Annotated in this window: 17 protein-coding genes; 6 read left to right on the top strand and 11 right to left on the bottom strand. The window is 62.0% G+C overall.

Going from position 1 to position 14,752, the window contains the following annotated elements; translation table 11 throughout:
- The first annotated feature begins 46 nt into the window (after positions 1-46).
- Positions 47-1,090 carry an SEL1-like repeat protein gene (locus AC07NV_RS12145; RefSeq protein ID WP_495166604.1) on the top strand — a complete coding sequence of 348 codons (1,044 nt, stop codon included), beginning with the start codon at positions 47-49 and terminating at the stop codon, positions 1,088-1,090.
- 423 nt (positions 1,091-1,513) lie between these two features.
- A complete protein-coding gene (locus tag AC07NV_RS12140; protein WP_495166603.1) occupies positions 1,514-2,002 on the top strand; it encodes a hypothetical protein in 489 nt (162 codons plus the stop codon).
- A gap of 263 nt (positions 2,003-2,265) precedes the next feature.
- Here the strand turns inward: AC07NV_RS12140 and AC07NV_RS12135 are convergent, their stop codons facing one another.
- The 3 genes from AC07NV_RS12135 to AC07NV_RS12125 are packed head-to-tail and all read right to left on the bottom strand — an operon-like array spanning position 2,266 to position 3,370.
- The gene (locus AC07NV_RS12135) at positions 2,266-2,484 is read right to left on the bottom strand and encodes a hypothetical protein (RefSeq protein ID WP_495166602.1); all 219 of its coding nucleotides are present in this window, start codon (positions 2,482-2,484) and stop codon (positions 2,266-2,268) included.
- Entirely contained in the window at positions 2,466-3,287 is an 822-nt protein-coding gene (locus tag AC07NV_RS12130) for an SH3 domain-containing protein (RefSeq protein ID WP_495166601.1), read from the bottom strand. Before AC07NV_RS12130 ends, AC07NV_RS12135 begins: the two co-directional genes overlap by 19 nt.
- Positions 3,284-3,370 carry a zinc-ribbon domain-containing protein gene (locus AC07NV_RS12125; protein ID WP_495166713.1) on the bottom strand — a complete coding sequence of 29 codons (87 nt, stop codon included), beginning with the start codon at positions 3,368-3,370 and terminating at the stop codon, positions 3,284-3,286. The genes AC07NV_RS12130 and AC07NV_RS12125 overlap by 4 nt, the downstream gene beginning before the upstream one ends.
- A gap of 214 nt (positions 3,371-3,584) precedes the next feature.
- Between AC07NV_RS12125 and AC07NV_RS12120 the strand changes: the two genes are divergently transcribed.
- On the top strand, positions 3,585-3,896 hold the full coding sequence (locus tag AC07NV_RS12120) for a hypothetical protein (protein ID WP_495166600.1): 312 nt from the start codon (positions 3,585-3,587) through the stop codon (positions 3,894-3,896).
- 113 nt (positions 3,897-4,009) lie between these two features.
- On the opposite strand, the gene AC07NV_RS12115 is transcribed toward AC07NV_RS12120, so the two are convergent.
- Positions 4,010-4,213 (bottom strand): hypothetical protein, encoded by a 204-nt coding sequence (locus AC07NV_RS12115; protein ID WP_495166599.1) that lies wholly within the window; start codon positions 4,211-4,213, stop codon positions 4,010-4,012.
- 178 nt (positions 4,214-4,391) lie between these two features.
- Between AC07NV_RS12115 and AC07NV_RS12110 the strand changes: the two genes are divergently transcribed.
- Positions 4,392-5,036, top strand: a complete 645-nt coding sequence (locus AC07NV_RS12110) for an alpha/beta hydrolase (RefSeq protein ID WP_495166712.1) — start codon at positions 4,392-4,394, stop codon at positions 5,034-5,036.
- 433 nt (positions 5,037-5,469) lie between these two features.
- On the opposite strand, the gene AC07NV_RS12105 is transcribed toward AC07NV_RS12110, so the two are convergent.
- The 4 genes from AC07NV_RS12105 to AC07NV_RS12090 form a co-directional block, all read right to left on the bottom strand.
- Entirely contained in the window at positions 5,470-6,315 is an 846-nt protein-coding gene (locus AC07NV_RS12105; RefSeq protein WP_495166598.1) for a hypothetical protein, read from the bottom strand.
- Positions 6,312-7,355 (bottom strand): hypothetical protein, encoded by a 1,044-nt coding sequence (locus AC07NV_RS12100; protein WP_495166597.1) that lies wholly within the window; start codon positions 7,353-7,355, stop codon positions 6,312-6,314. Before AC07NV_RS12100 ends, AC07NV_RS12105 begins: the two co-directional genes overlap by 4 nt.
- The gene (locus AC07NV_RS12095; protein ID WP_495166596.1) at positions 7,352-7,744 is read right to left on the bottom strand and encodes a hypothetical protein; all 393 of its coding nucleotides are present in this window, start codon (positions 7,742-7,744) and stop codon (positions 7,352-7,354) included. The genes AC07NV_RS12100 and AC07NV_RS12095 overlap by 4 nt, the downstream gene beginning before the upstream one ends.
- A gap of 104 nt (positions 7,745-7,848) precedes the next feature.
- On the bottom strand, positions 7,849-8,526 hold the full coding sequence (locus tag AC07NV_RS12090; protein ID WP_495166595.1) for a PspA/IM30 family protein: 678 nt from the start codon (positions 8,524-8,526) through the stop codon (positions 7,849-7,851).
- A gap of 138 nt (positions 8,527-8,664) precedes the next feature.
- On the opposite strand from AC07NV_RS12090, the gene AC07NV_RS12085 reads away from it, so the two are divergent.
- Entirely contained in the window at positions 8,665-9,249 is a 585-nt protein-coding gene (locus AC07NV_RS12085) for a LemA family protein (RefSeq protein ID WP_495166594.1), read from the top strand.
- Positions 9,250-9,273: 24 nt separating this feature from the next.
- Positions 9,274-11,250, top strand: a complete 1,977-nt coding sequence (locus tag AC07NV_RS12080; protein ID WP_495166593.1) for a M48 family metalloprotease — start codon at positions 9,274-9,276, stop codon at positions 11,248-11,250.
- 139 nt (positions 11,251-11,389) lie between these two features.
- Here the strand turns inward: AC07NV_RS12080 and AC07NV_RS12075 are convergent, their stop codons facing one another.
- The 3 genes from AC07NV_RS12075 to AC07NV_RS12065 form a co-directional block, all read right to left on the bottom strand.
- The gene (locus AC07NV_RS12075; protein WP_495166592.1) at positions 11,390-11,836 is read right to left on the bottom strand and encodes a hypothetical protein; all 447 of its coding nucleotides are present in this window, start codon (positions 11,834-11,836) and stop codon (positions 11,390-11,392) included.
- Positions 11,837-12,059: 223 nt separating this feature from the next.
- On the bottom strand, positions 12,060-13,580 hold the full coding sequence (locus tag AC07NV_RS12070; protein WP_495166591.1) for a hypothetical protein: 1,521 nt from the start codon (positions 13,578-13,580) through the stop codon (positions 12,060-12,062).
- A gap of 316 nt (positions 13,581-13,896) precedes the next feature.
- Positions 13,897-14,745, bottom strand: a complete 849-nt coding sequence (locus AC07NV_RS12065) for a hypothetical protein (RefSeq protein ID WP_495166590.1) — start codon at positions 14,743-14,745, stop codon at positions 13,897-13,899.
- Between the last annotated feature and the right edge of the window lie 7 nt (positions 14,746-14,752).

Here is a 14,752-nt window from a genome sequence, read left to right as displayed (position 1 = left end):
GGCGATCTATCGCTATGGCCGCCCCGGGCGAAAGCCAGAACTGACTTTGTCCAGTCCGCTGGCCGAACTCGACTATCGGCGCGAAGACGGTGCGGGCGACACGATCGACGAGATTGCGACCTTCGCGAACGGTGACACCGCCTACCGCTTTGCCGCCGGCTTCAAGAATGGCGCGCAAGCTGATCCGTCCGCCCTGCACCCGTTCGGGCTGTTGACCGTGAGCCGGGCTGGCAAGGCGCTCGCCAAGCTGGTCTGCGTTCCGGAGAGCATTGAGAGGAATCCAGACCGCCTGCTGGCGCGCATGCGCAACGCCGGCCGCGAGCGCACGTCTGACGGCGCGACCTTTCCGAACTATCCGATCGACCCGCCGATCCGCGCCTCCGCCGCGCTCGCCTGCAAGCCGGAGAACAATGTCGATACCTGCTGGAGCCGCGGCGTCGGCGCTGCACGGCGGGGCGACCTGCGCGGCGCGCTCGAACATTATGATATGTCCTGCGACGCCCGCATCGGGACCATGGGCTGCTATGAGGCAGGCAAGCTCTACCTCCATATTCGGCAGCTGCGCGATTACACTCGCGCGAAGGAGAGGCTCGCCCGCACCTGCTCCGGCGACGATCCCGGCCAGGGACCTTATGCCTGCAAATATCTCGGCTGGATGTCCTTCACTGGGACCGGAGTCCCGCGCAATCTTGATGAGGCGTTTGGTAAGCTCGCGAAGGCATGCTTCTTCCACAATGACGCAATTCTCATCGACCCGGAGGGTTGCCACTTTCTGGGCAGGACGGCGCTCGAACTGCGCGGTCGTTCGCCGCGCGATGCGGCTAGGGCAGACCATCTCGCTTACATCGCCTTCGCACAGGGCTGCACGGACAACGCCAAGACCGTGTGCGATGAAGCCCGCGCACTATATCGTCGCGAGGCTGCACGCGCCGCCAGCTGGATAAAATTGTGCGACAGCGATGTCGGGGAACATGGCGCGATCGGCACGTGCGCTGAACTTGCCATAAGCGGGGAGGATTATGATGCTGCGCAGTCCGCCCGGCGGCAGCTTGCGTCGATGTTCCGCGCCGTGTCGACAACGTCGGACTAAGGCTCGCAAGCTCGACGACGATCTGGCGAGCCAGTAAAGCGGCTTGGAAGTCTGTCGATGTCTGCATTATGGGGGCAACGTTTGAAAGCAGCCCCATCAGCTTTCCGGGTCGCTAAAAAGGCCATTGCCCGGTAACACTAGGCCTATTCGCTCCGAAGTCGAGTCAGCGTCAAACTGCTTCGAATGGCATTGTCGATCGGACTGCTGTCGGCAGCTGAAGTTGGAAGGCTCGTGTCAGATTTGCGGCCGACCGCTGGACATTGATTTGGGCGCCTAAGATAGCAGACTTGGTCATCGCGCCGATGACGACTGAACGTAGATGTTTATTCATTTTGCTCATGTGGGTATCGGCGATCAAATGTCTGCTCGAAAACTGGTTTGGCAGGCAGGCGAACCGGCCAGACCCGCTGGAAAGGGAATGATATGAAAAGGCTCGGGCCCTTGCTCGTATCCGGCGCCGCGCTCGCGCTCTACACCGCCGCGACTAACAGCTGGGCCGACGATGGGCAGGCTGCCGCAGATGCCGAAGTTTCCGCTGACGACGCTCAGGTCGTTACAAATCCAGCGCCCGGAATCGAAAGCTTCGGTAAAACGCAATTCATCTTGAGCGGCGATCCCGTCATTCCGCCGGGGAATTATTCCAAAAATGCTGGATATCCAAGGGAGGACGCGCATGGTCCCATCGAAACGGGCCGCGTCTACGATATTCTCTTTGAAGGCATCAAAGGCGGAAGCATGCAGTTTGACGTTCGTGGCTATGCAGCCGCAGATTTGGCGCGACCGGCAAGCAGCCAGCGCTTCAGCTTTCCGGTCAATCAAACGGTGATCGAATTGCGCGATTTCACCCTCGAAATCGATGCTGTCGAGGCGGGAAGTTTGACATTTCGGGTGCGGAAAAACGGAGCGGAATAGGCGATAGGCCAGACCTCGGTAATCAGGGCGGGATCTGATCAAGCGTCATAAATTGGATAGAAGTGGGAACTGACCGCATCCCGCTCCGTTCCTGCCCTTTCTGCTGCAACAGGCGCGCTCGCTTCCTGTCGCTGGACCTTGGCAGCCATTCTGCATATTGGCTTAGGAGATCATAGGCAGTCATCTCAGTCGGACGATGGGCCGGCCCTTCAAGAACGCCTAGCGGGCGCGACCGGGACGACACTACCCGCAGACATTTTCGTTCAGACGCCGCAGGTGAGTTCGCTCTTGCCGCGGTTCTTCGAGCCCGGATCGGTCGGGCGTATGCTTGCCGAGACCACGACATCGTCCTCAACGGCAAAATCGCCTTGCTTGTCGATCTTGAACCCCATCTGCCGGAAGATGTCGCGCACCTTGTCGGCGGGATCGCCGAACGCGACGCCCTGCCATTCATAGCCGACTATTACGGTCGTGACGCGCAAGCCCCGGAATCTCTTGTCGACCGGATAGTCAAATTCTTCGTCCGTCTCGTCGCCGGCCTGCTTGGTGCGCGACGCCCGGGCCTCTTCGAAATAGGGCTGCAGTTCGTTGCCAAGCTCGCAAGTCCGCGCGTCGAATTGGATGAGATTGTTTGCAACCGCGCCCAAGGTCTGGTCTCGCAGGTCGATGATGCCGCCACATAGCCGACACCGCCGCCAGGCAGGCCATATTCGGTGAAGCCGTCGGCGGTTACGCCGATCAGCCGGACGGCCGCCCCCGGCTTGATTGCTTTGGGCAATGATCCCGCAGAGGGCGCCTCGGCCATCGTGCAGGGGCCGGACGTGATGCGGTCGCTGCCATCGAGGCTCGCGAGGGTAGGCGGCGCGGTTTTCAAGAGATTGGCAAGGCTCACATATTGATCCTTACCGTCGATCCTGAGCCAGGGCTTGCCGCGTTCGTCCGTCAGCAGAGTGCCGCCAACCTTTTCGCCGCGCTTTAACGATCCAACGATCTTCGAGCCCTCGAGCGACGCCCGATCGCGCAGATTGGCCTCGGCGACGGCATAGAGCATCGCGCGTTCGGTGGCAGTTCCCTGTCCGGTCTCGGCGGTCGGCTCATCGGTCGCCCCGGCGCCCGAACTCGACAGGCCCAGCCAGGCGCCGCCGCCGATCGCGACCGCGAGAAGGGCCGCACCGCCAAGAAGGAGCCCGGTCGGGCGCCGGGAGGGCGGGGCATCGTCCTGCACCGGTTCGGTTTGCGGTTGCTCGGGCGGGGGCGCCGCAGCGGCGAGAGCATCGCCGATCACGGGAGAGGTCGCGCCCCGCAGGTGGCGCAAAAGCGCGTTCCGGGGGAAAGTGCCGATCCGCATTCGGAGCAGAAATTTGCCATGGTCTTATCCTTTGATCTTTCGAATTATGTCCGGACCCGCGCTAACCGGGCCGTACTTCGAACGATGTGACCGACAGAACATTGCGTGATAAATCAATATGTTTGGCAAGTTTTGTACCGGATAGTTGCATCGGAACATGCCGGGAGAGTAGGCGCTTGCCCGTCGGGCCGAGGCCGGTCCCGGCTCGTCCGATTCACTTTCCCGGAGATGTTCATGCAACGCCTGTTCCTGATTATGGCGCTTCTTTTCAGCCTGTTTGTCGGTGGCCAAGCCGAAGCCCGCAAGCAGGAGCCTGTAGACACATATGAGCGGGTGACCGATTGGGTGCCGGTCCAGAAATCGATGAGCGAGTTGCTCAACGAAGGATGGAAAATCGTCGGCTTCAACGATTATCAGACCGAGATGTTTTCCGACAACATCACCTCTCACGCGTTCGTGCTCGCGAGTGGCAACAAGTACGTCATCTGCTTTTTGATCGACCCGGCGATGAATGATGCGAAATCGAAGTGCCGGGCATTGAACTAGATAGGATTTAGCATCCCTCTCCGTCCCTCGATCTAGGTCGCCGCTGGTGTCCGCTTCTTGCGATCCGCGCCGAAAAACAGCCTGTCCGCCATCGGCCACAAACGAATCCGCCACTACGCCCCGGTCGGCGGCGCGTTGGGCTGTCCTTCCATTGCCGCATCGATCATGGCTCGATAAATCCCGCCGATGTCTTCGCTCAGGCCATTGGCCACTTTACGGGCGCCTGCGCCGATCATGGCGGGATCTGGTTCGCGCAGCGTCATGATTGCTGCCCAAGCCTCGGGCAGATAATCCTGCCAAAGCGGATTGCCGTCCATCGTCGCGTCGGGTGGATTGGCATCCAGCTCGCAAAGCGCACGGGCGACTCGTTCCAAGCCAGTCTTCATCCCGGGAGAATATCACAAAAGCTCGCTAACGTGCGGCGCGGTTGCCGGGTTGGCTGTTCATGCCCAAATGGCCCGGGGCAGACATGAAAGAGACAGAGTTTTGAAGATCGTGAATGGAGCAAGTTTGCAGCCCCGGTCCGGGGCTGCGCCGAAGAGCCTCGTCTTGTTGCTGCATGGCTTCGGGTCGAGCGGGACGGACATGATCTCGCTCGCGCCGCAGTGGCAAGACACGCTTCCCGACACCTTGTTTCTTGCCCCGCACGCGCCGCAGCGCTGCAGCATGATGGGCGCGGGCTATCAATGGTGGGGACTTTCCGGCTTTGCGCCGTCCGCGCTCGCTGCCGGCGCGGCCTCGGCCGCACCGGCGATCGACGCCTTCATTGACCGCAAGCTCGCACAATATGGTCTGAGCGAGGCTGACCTGGCCATTGTTGGTTTCAGTCAGGGGACGATGATGGCGCTGCATGTCGCGCTGCGGCGACCGCGGGCGGTAGCTGCCGTCGTTGGCTATTCCGGAATGTTGGCAGGGACGCTCGGCCTGAGTCACGGAGAACTTCCAAAGCCCCCCGTGCTCCTGGTGCACGGCACGGCCGATCCGGTCGTCCCGATCGCCGCGCTGCACATGTCGGAGAGCGAGCTCAAGCGTCTCGGCGTCGACGTTACGACGCACGTCTCCCACGGCGTGGCGCACACCGTGGATCCCGTCGGACTTCGCCTCGGCCGCGATTTCCTGGCCGAGGCCTTCGCTCGCTAGATGGCTTCTCGCCGTCCGGGCATTAAACGGAACTGCCTCGGTGCCGCGACTTTCGGTTGAACCCCGAATGTCGGGCGACGCCAATCAGTCCGCGCCGCCTTAGCAGTTGCCCTTAACGCCATCAGCACAGTCGCCAACCGAGTCGACATCCTTCGCTGCGCCGTCAACCGTGTTGCAAGCAGACAGTGCCAGCATCGAGCTGCCAAGTACGAAAATAGTCAGAAGCCTTTTCATCGTCTTTCTCCCGCGGCGAGCGAACTGCCCGCCATTGGAGACTACGGACCTTCGCAACGATCGTTCCGTTGCATCGGCCCATGCTGGCCAAAGCGTTCGAAATGCTCGCTCGGCTGACGGCTTTGGATTACCCGCATCCCAAGAGCCGACTGTCCGCCATCGGCCAAACTTCGAACGGTTGAGGTTGCGTGCTCGCACCTCAATTAGACGCGGGTTTACCGACCTTTTTGCCGAATGGCGGGCGATAAGGGATTTCGGACCGAACTGGAGCAGGATCGCGCCTCGCGGCGTCGCTTTCGTTGATCGCTCTGAGTTTGGCTTTGCGTTTCGCTGAGAACCAGACGCGCGACTCTGGTGTGAACAGGAACCAGATCGCGGCGAGGCTCACGAGCACGCCGAATAGGCCGGTCACGAAATAGGCCGGCGACAGCGCGACGTTTTGCGGCGCATTGACTAGGCAGGTCAGAAAGGTGTGGGCACTCGCGATGGCCAATATCCAGCGCGCGATATTGCTGCGCAGCCGCGATGCGCAAAACCACAAGCCGATCATGAGCAGAAAACTGAATACCAACCCACCAAACAGCGCCTCGAACGTCAATCCCGCCTGCGCGAACGCCGGCTCGTTTTCGGTCATTGATTTCAGAAGCGGGAACGCCTGGAACAGCGTGACCAGATTGATCGCGAGCGTCAGCAGCAGCAGTCGGTCGAACAGCAGCATCGAACGCGGTCGAGGACCTTTTTCGTCGCCTTCGAAGCCCACGATACTCTGCGCGGGCGAATGCGGGGCGATGCGCGCGCCCCGGGACCGCCGACGCAACAGGAAAGCGATGGCGACGATGAACAGGCCGGTCTCGATCATCACATAGACATCGGCGCGATCGCGATCGTCGACGCGAAGATAGAATTCGCCCGCGATGAACAGCCACAGGAACAGCACCAGCAGCGTGGTGCCCAACCATTTGAGAAGTTTTACAAACTTGCTTGCGGCCGCAGCGCTTGACGTTTCCCTTTGGAAATCGCGGCTCGACGGTTTCTGGATCATCATACGGTCTTTCGGCCGAAGGTTGGGCGCGGCGGCATCGCGCTCAGGTCGGGACTCGCTTCGGCAACCATCTGCGTGCGCTCGGCGATGTAACGCGCCATGATGGCATCGGGATCGAAGCTTTCGCGCGGGTCGCTGGCGGGCGTTGGCGCATATTGCGGGGCGGCCTTCGGCAGGGGTTGCCACGCCGGAACCATTTCACCCGCTGCTGCCCGGCAGCACAAGAGGTCGGCGACCAATGCGGTGAGCCCCTCATTGTCGAGGTCGAGCAGGTCGATCGGGATCAGAAGCCGTATCGCGCTTCCGTCGGCATCGCGCCCGGTCACGGCGATCGCGCGCCGGGTGCCGAGCAATACGAGCGCCTTGATATTGAACAGCGAAAAGACCGTGGCCTCGATGGCGTCGACGCGCGGCCAATCGAGCGTGCCCGTGCCGAGCAGCGTGTTGACCTTGATCGAGCGGTGATCAAACCACAGAAGATCGCGATCGGAAAAGGTCTTGAGCAGGATCAGCGCCGCCGTTGCGATCAACGCGATCCCCGGCACGAGCGCGAAGACGCCGAGCGCTAGCGAAAGGACGAGAAGCAGTAGGCCCGGGATCGCGAGTGTCGTTGCCTGCCGCATCGATATCGGAATCGAGAGCTTGAAGTCGCCCGATTGCCTGCGCTCGCCCGTGGGCGCGACGGAGTGCTGGCGTTCGCGCGCCTCCGCGACGATCTCGTCGGGCGTGGTCAATTCGGGTGCCAGCGGCTGTCCGCGCGAAAGAAAAGGCAGCGATTTCTTGAAGCCGGTACGCACAAGTTGTTGGGCGCCATAAAGCACGCCGAGGAAGACCAAGCCCTGCCAGACATGGCCTGCCGCCATCTGCGGCAGGGCTGTCGCCAGCGCACCGAACCAGAAGACGCCATAGAGCCAAAGCCGCGCAACACCACGGAGCCCGCGGCCCACGCCTTTGTGCGTTTCGACGGCGGTGCGCCCGGTCTCGCGCAAGACGGTGACCGCGGTGCCTTCGCGGAAATCCCTTTCGGTGGGTTTGCGGATCATGGCTTGTCCTCTTGCGCCCGCCACCGCGCCTCAAGATCGGCACGCATCGCGGCGACGTATTCAAACCCCTCGGCGCGCTGGAGCCGCTCGCGTACCTGCCCTTGGGCGCGGGGGGTGCCAAGATGCTGCCAGGCATACCAAGCGAAGACAGCGATGAGCGCGAGATTGGCCCAGAAGGTCTGGAATATCTCCGGCCAGCGCTGGCCCAGCACATATTGGGCCGCCATCAGGGCAAAGGGCACGGCATGGCCCCACCATGCCAGGCTCGCCGCTTCGCGGCCGGACCGGCGCAGGCCGCGTGTCGACCGTTCGGTGGCCTGCCCGACGTCGCGCAGGCAGCCAATGGCCTTGCGGTCGCGAAACTCGCCGGCTCCGGGTTTGTCGATCATGGCCGCACCATCAGTTGCAGACTGCCGCCTTTTGCTGGCGGAAGGGAGACTCGCCGCCTCTCGCTGGCGCAGGGGCATTTCCCCGCGCCAGGTCGGGGACGAGGTCAGGCCGCCTGGCCGGTTTCCTTCTTGAGCGCGGCGAGCCGTTCTGCGACCGTCGCGCTTTTCTGAAGCGTATCGATCTCGGCGACGCGATTGATCGCCTCGGCGTCGCCGCGCGAGAAGCCCACGCCGCCCGCACCGGTCATCGCGCGGTCGAACGCGGCTTCGGCGCCTTCGACCTTGCGTTCGACGCTGCGGCTGTTCTCGAACCCGCCATCGCCGCCCATCGAGGCATCCGATTTGGCGATGCTATAGGCGGCGAGCGCCTCTTCCATCTGCTTCTTGCGGGCGCGCAGCGCGGAGAGGCTATCTTCGAGCTTCTCTTCTTCGGCGCGAGCGACCGTCTGAACCTGGTCAAGATTGGCCGACTGTTCTTCGAGGTCGACCTGCCGCTTGAGTGCGCCCTCGGCGAGATCCTCGCGGCCTTCCTGAAGGGCGAAGCGTGCCTTGCCGGTCAGTTCTTCGACCTTCTTGGCGATCATGCCCTGCTGGCGCGCGGCCTGCAATCGGCGGGTCATGGCGCGTTCCTGGTCGGCGCGAACTTCGTCGATCGCGCGATCGACCTCGCGGATCGCCTCGCGCATCGTGCCGTCGGAATTCGCGCGCTCCATGGCGTCGACGCTGTCCTCGATCCGGGCGGACAAAAGACGGCGGACGCGAACGAAAATGGTTTCAGCCATAAAACCCCCTCAGTTGAAGTCGCCTCATGTCGCATTTCTTGTTTAAGGATGTGTAAATCATCGGAAATTCCGGTTCAGTAAATCCTTCTTAACAACAACTTTGCTATTGATGGCCGCACCGAAGCGACGGGGGTTGTCATGGAAACGATATTGTGGGTTATTCTGGGCGTGATTGTAGCGGTGCTGCTTGTCGCGATTGCACTCTATGTCCGGATCAAATCGACGCACAATCTGCTCGTCGCGCTCGATCAGCGTTGCGAAACGGCGTTTTCAGATATCGACGTGCATCTGAAGCACCGGCACAATCTGATCCCTGGGTTGCTCGGACTGCTCAAGGGCGTCGCCGGTCACGAGAAGGACATGGTTCTTGGCGTCATGGAGGCGCGTACCGAGGCGCTGCGTACCATGTCCGCCGAAATCAAGCTCAAGGCCGAGGGCAATCTGACCGCGCATCTGAGCACGCTGATGGCGTCGATCGACAAATTTCCCGATATCAAGGCGCTGCCCGAATTTGCAAAGCTTCGGCAGGAACTGACCGATTGCGAGAACCGGATCACCGCCGCGCGCCGGTTCCACAATCTTGCGATAGAGGAATATAATACGTCACTGCGCCAGTTTCCGGGCAATCTGGTCGCCCAAAAGCTGCGGCTGAACAGCCGTCAGCCGTTCGACCTGGGTGTCGAGCGGGTGCTCGTCGACGAACCGGTCGCCATCGCTTTCTGATCCGGCGGGCGGGGGCGGCAGGCGATGCGGGACCAACCGACCGGTCTATATGGCTGGGTCCGAAGCAATGATGCACGGTCCGGTGCCCTGTTTCTGGGCTTTCTGATCGCGGTCCAGGCGATCGCGACGGTCGTGCTGTTCTTGCCGCTGGCGGTGCTCGACCCCGACCATGCGCCGCTCCTGAATACAGGCGGCTACGCCCTGCGCTACGTGTCCCTGGTGCTCGCCGCGTCGGTGCTGTGGTTTGGCTGGCAGATGTTCTGGCACATCGAATCGGTGAAGCGCGCCGTCGGTTTCCGCTTTGTCGACAATGCCGATGAACAGCGGCTTTGCCGGATCATCGAGCCTTTGATCGTGACGATGGGGCTGCCCGTTCCCTTCGTCGGCGTGATCGAGGACCCGGCGCGTAACGCCTTCGCCTGCGGCATCGCACGGAAGAAAGCGGTAGTCGTGGTGACGCGCGGCCTGATCGACGACCTAGACGACGCCGAACTGTCGTGCGTCCTGGCACATGAACTGATCCACATCCGCAATGGCGATATCCGCCTGATGGCCGCGGCCAATATCTTCATGTCTGCGCTCACGCGCCTTCACCGGAACAATCCGCTCAAATTCACGCCGATCCATATCGTGTTGTCCGTCGCGGTACCGGCGGTCCTGCCGCTGACGCTGGCGGGCGGCTTCATCGCCCATCTTGCCGTCCGCACGGGTCAGGTATCGCGCCTGATCATCTCGTCGGCGCGCGAGTTCATCGCCGACGCCGAAGCGGTACAGATCACCCGCAATCCCGCCGCGATGGCCTCCGCGCTGGTCAAGGTGGAGAAGAATTATCGCGTCGAAAATGCGCGAGGCGAGGACGACGCGATGATGATCGCTGGCGAGACCGAAGGCGAAGACGCAACTCACCCGACCGTCGCGCAGCGGATCGCGGCGCTTGCGCGCACGACCGGATCGATGGTGTTCAATGCGCCGGGGGCGTTGCCCGAGGCGGCCTGGAGCACCTCAAGGACATTGAGCGAAGCACGCTCCGCTGCCTTGCTGCGGCAGTTGCCCGCAGCCGAAGTGCTCCCGCGCGTCGGGGTCGGATCGGACGAGAATATGTTCGGCCTGACTCGTGCGGGCCTCGCGATGCTGGCGGTGACGGTCGCGGCGCTTGTCGGCATCCATTGGGGTGAGATGGACAATCCGCGCGTCATCGCGGCGAAGTTCGACGTGCGGCCCGTCGCGCTGATGCTTGGCGCCCCGATCTCCTGTCAGGTCGGCCCGCTCGTCGACAACGGCAAGTTGTGCCACGAGCGCACGAGTGGCGGCGCCTATCGCGCCTTCGAGGGACAGAAGAATACGCTGGCCGGCTGGCTTGCCGATGGCTTTCGCAGTCGGCGCGAACGCGGCGAGGCCGATCCGGGAATTATTGCCGCGATGGGCGCGCCCGGTGTCACGCGCGAGCGCTACTCGGGGCAGAGCGGCCAGCTTAAGGGCGTTTATCACGAGGTTGACGGCAATGGCATGTACGCTTCGTCCCCGGGCACCTTTACCAATGTAGCGCCGCGCGCGCTTGAAATTGCGGAAATCGATGGCGTCGGATGCTTTCCGGTCACACTGAACTATGGCGATCCCGCTGGGCGCCTCTCGCTCGACGAAGAGGTCTATCGCGACATCAGCGCCCGCGGCTTCGCGAGCGATGTGGCGGCGAAGACGCTTCCGGCTGCGGCACTTGCGGGGGCGGACGAGATTGCATGGTTCAAAAGCTATATCGACACCCGCCGCTCGATACTTCAGGTGGCCTATGACAATTACGGCCTTCCGGGCCTGACGTTGCTGCGAGAGGCCTATGCGAGCGAAGGCAATGCAGCAATCGTCCGGCGCTTGGGCGTTCGGCTCGGTGAGCCCGGCTTCGCCGACGCGCTGTCGGCCTACGATCGCGCGTCGGCAAATGCCCTTGTCCGCAATCCAGACCACTTTGTTCCCTGCGCTGCTCTCAAATACGGAGACTTTAGCTAGCGCCCCGCAAAAATCATTGCAGGAGCCGGCCATCGTTCAAGCTTGCGGGCTGCGGAGTGTCCGCTTTTTAGGCTTCGCGTTCAGAAGCAGACCGGCAGCAAGCGGCCAAATCCGGTCACGGTTCTGGTATCGGAGGGCTTCAAAGCGCTCGCGGGTCTAGCTCCATTTCCGGAACGGGGCGCCTCTCAGTCCCCAGCATACCCGAGTTTTCCCAGACGACGACGACCGTCTGCTGATACATTTGGCGCTCAACTTCGACAAACGCGCCAAGGACCCTGATAATCGCGCTGTCGCGTCCATTGCAGATGATTTCAACCCGATCCAGCGATCCAAGAGGCCGGAGAGCGGTATCGACGATTTTGCGCTGGTCGTCGGAAAGCACCCGGGAAAATCCGGCAATCCCAACCACCGTTACGGTTTGGCGTTCGCGGATAAATTCTGCTCCGACAATGCCTCCATCGGGGCAGGTCACGACCACTCGATCGGAGTTGGTCAGCGGCTCCTGAGTGTCCGGCACCTCATATGTCGGCGGCGGCGGAAGCGCGGGGGCAGCGAAATTCAGAACGAAAGCCGGGAACAGCAACACAAAATTGCCTCAGGTTGATCAACGCTTAGCCTAGGGCAGGGGATTTTTGTCTGCAACCGGCACAGGTGTGCGCAATGTCGGCTCTTCACGATTTGCGCCCAAAAGCCGACAGGCCGCAACCGGCCAATGCGAACCAAGGAAGGAAACGGACGCCTCCGGCCTTTCGAAAGGAGGCGTCCGCTAAAGGGGAGTAGATCACAGATGCGGTGTCTCTGGTCACTCTTTACGTCATGATAGGCGTTTCCTGTTCCCTCGACCCCACCCGCATATTCCCGCGCTTCAACAACGGTATTCCGGCAGTCACATAAGCATCCGCATGCGTGTTATTGACGACCCAGTTGTCGAGAATGATCGCCCCGTTTCCGAAGCCGAAGCCATAGGTTGCGACAGCGGCAGTGTGACGGATCCGATTGTGAGCAACCTCGGGTTGGGTCGCGTCATGGGCATCGACCACAAATGCGGTGTGGTCGGCCACCCTGACATGGAAGCTATTATCGCGGATGCGCGGCTGCATGCCGCTGAAATAGGCCGCGCGCTGATAGACGCCGATCATCGTGACATTCGACATTTCCGGATAATCGCCAAGGAAGGTCAGATGCGTTCCCTCGGCGGCGCCCGACACGTCGATCACGCAATCATGGAGAACGACATGGGGGGCGTGCAGGCTAGCGATATCCGAAGCTGTTCCATCGCTGCGGATACCCGCAACCTCGATCCCCGCGGCTGCACCGCCATGCACATAGATGCAGGGATTGGCATTGCCGACCCCCGCGTTGTCGATACAGGAGAATTCCGGCCCGATGATGCGGGTGGGGCCGGCGTCAACGCCGATATCGATCGCGCCGCGCTTTGGCCAAGCCAGTGGATTGACCGTATAGTCGTTCGTGTCGAAGCCGATGATCTTGCAGTCGATGATGTCGACATTGTCGGCGAAGCTTTCGATCGCCGCCTTTCGATTATGCTCGAATATGCAGTTCCGGATACGGATATTCCGTACCCCGTCGACCCGCGTAACGAGGAGACCCGCACCCTGGTTACGATCGAACAGAACGTCGTCGATTTCGATGTTCGCGACGCGGTTCTGAATCCACAAGGGATTGTTATCGGGTTCGATGTCGATCCCGGCGCAAGGCCCGCGGGACGTATCCCACAGACCCGATGTGAGACCGTAGCGGCCGCCCCGGAACTTCCCGTAAAACCCTTCGAGCAGGGAGCAGCCCTGCCGGTAATTGCGGAGTGCGACGCAATCCTCCAGCACCCAGTGCGAAGGACAATCTTCAAGCGCCACCGCACCGCCAGCACCGCTTCCGCCCGTACCCGATCCTGCATAGATCATGAATCCGTCGCAAGTCCCGTCGTTCGCCTGGACGCGCGTGAATTTCCAGTGATGACATTTGTCGACGACGATAAGGTGCGCGGAGTCCTCGGCAGGCACGCGGTTCGTCCGGTTGCCGTCGCAGATCAGGTCGATGATCTCGAAATCGGTGCACTTGTAGAGATAAAGCGCGCTGCCGCCATATCCGGTCGCTGCGCCGTCGGCCATCTTGATCGCATAGCCACCGCCAAACAGTTTGAACCTCGACTTGTCCCCGATGACGAGTTGCGAAGGAATGACATAATCGCCATCGAGCATCCCGCAAATGCCATTGCCCAGTGCGTCCAGAAAGCGCTGTAAACGTAAAAGCACCGTGTCACCCGGCTGGCGGAAATTCTCGGGGGTCAGCAGTTGATCGGTTATGGCCATGATATCTTTGCTCCTCATTGATGGGAACAAAGGTGGAACATTCAAAATCCTACATTGCAACCTACATTGCGTCCTATTTCGTAATGATCCGAAAAACAGCGGAGCAATACCGAAGCAACTATGCTGGGAACGCGTGGCGACAGCGTTGCGCTCGCTATTTCGCCGACGTCCGCTTTCCGAGGATCGTGCCCTAAAGCGGTCAGGCCGCAAGCGGCCAAAAACGGGTGAAGGCAAAAAATGGGCGAACCGCATCGCGGTCCGCCCCAGTGATCGACCGGCGTCAATTGGGGTCGTCGCCGATCGCCCCTTCGATCGATCAGTCGTTGACGCTCTGCTGTTCGGCTGTCTCCTTGAGCTGACCCTTGGTCATGCCGGTAACGAGGACATCACCCGAACCGGCGAAGCTGGCGGCGGGCAGTGTCGCAACGCGATCGCCCACCTCGACGGTCACCGCCTGTACGACGCCGCGGCTGGTCTGCCGCAGTTCCTGAACATGACCAATCACCTTGCCCCGCGGGTCGGTGACAGGCATTCCGGGCGTGACTGCAAACATGCCATTGCCGCTGGCCGCGCCGCTACCTGCGGCAGCAAGCTGGCCAAGGCCGCCCTGGAAGCTGCCCGCGATCGAACCGGCGCCGCTGGCGCTGCCCGAGACGTCTGACAACGCCCCGCCGGTCTGATCACGGACAGTCCCGACCGCACCGCGCGCGGTGCCGGTGGCGGCCGAAGCGGTACCCTGGACGGTGCCGACCGTCCCGCGGGCTGTCTGTCCTACGAAATCGGTGCCCACCGCCTGTGCGTCAAGGTTGCCATTGCCCGAGGCGCCGCCCGAGCCATTAGCGTTTCCGCCGACGGTGTTCCCGATCAGGTCGGCATTGCCATTGGCTGAGCCCTTGCCGTTCGCATCGGCGTTACCCTTGCCCTGCACGCGGCCCGAGCGGCGGTCGACATGGGCGTCGCCGCGGCCCGATCCCGTGATCTCGCCTGCGCCGCCGAGCGTTCCGCCGATCGGCCCGGTCGGATTACCGAGCGTGCCGCCGAGCGTTCCACCGAGACCACCGCCGAGCCCGCCACTCCCGCCGAGCAACTGCGCCGAGGCCGGGGTCGAAAATGCCATGGCCGACGCAGCGAGCGCGAGGGCCGACGTGAAAATACGATGTGCCATTGTCCTT

It is taken from the genome of Sphingopyxis sp. GW821-FHT10B01 (assembly GCF_059415685.1).
Note: the sequence above shows the minus strand (reverse complement) of the source record. Positions and strands in the feature narration are given on the sequence as shown.

Bases quoted from the DNA above. Each gene is read 5' to 3' on its own strand.
- AC07NV_RS12140 (WP_495166603.1), top strand. From the start codon at position 1,514: ATGAAAAGGCTCGGGCCCTTGCTCGTATCCGGCGCCGCGCTCGCGCTC.
- AC07NV_RS12125 (WP_495166713.1), bottom strand. From the start codon at position 3,370: ATGGCAAATTTCTGCTCCGAATGCGGATCGGCACTTTCCCCCGGAACG.
- AC07NV_RS12120 (WP_495166600.1), top strand. From the start codon at position 3,585: ATGCAACGCCTGTTCCTGATTATGGCGCTTCTTTTCAGCCTGTTTGTC.
- AC07NV_RS12115 (WP_495166599.1), bottom strand. From the start codon at position 4,213: ATGGACGGCAATCCGCTTTGGCAGGATTATCTGCCCGAGGCTTGGGCA.
- AC07NV_RS12105 (WP_495166598.1), bottom strand. From the start codon at position 6,315: ATGATGATCCAGAAACCGTCGAGCCGCGATTTCCAAAGGGAAACGTCA.
- AC07NV_RS12100 (WP_495166597.1), bottom strand. From the start codon at position 7,355: ATGATCCGCAAACCCACCGAAAGGGATTTCCGCGAAGGCACCGCGGTC.
- AC07NV_RS12095 (WP_495166596.1), bottom strand. From the start codon at position 7,744: ATGATCGACAAACCCGGAGCCGGCGAGTTTCGCGACCGCAAGGCCATT.
- AC07NV_RS12090 (WP_495166595.1), bottom strand. From the start codon at position 8,526: ATGGCTGAAACCATTTTCGTTCGCGTCCGCCGTCTTTTGTCCGCCCGG.
- AC07NV_RS12085 (WP_495166594.1), top strand. From the start codon at position 8,665: ATGGAAACGATATTGTGGGTTATTCTGGGCGTGATTGTAGCGGTGCTG.
- AC07NV_RS12080 (WP_495166593.1), top strand. From the start codon at position 9,274: ATGCGGGACCAACCGACCGGTCTATATGGCTGGGTCCGAAGCAATGAT.
- AC07NV_RS12070 (WP_495166591.1), bottom strand. From the start codon at position 13,580: ATGGCCATAACCGATCAACTGCTGACCCCCGAGAATTTCCGCCAGCCG.
- AC07NV_RS12065 (WP_495166590.1), bottom strand. From the start codon at position 14,745: ATGGCACATCGTATTTTCACGTCGGCCCTCGCGCTCGCTGCGTCGGCC.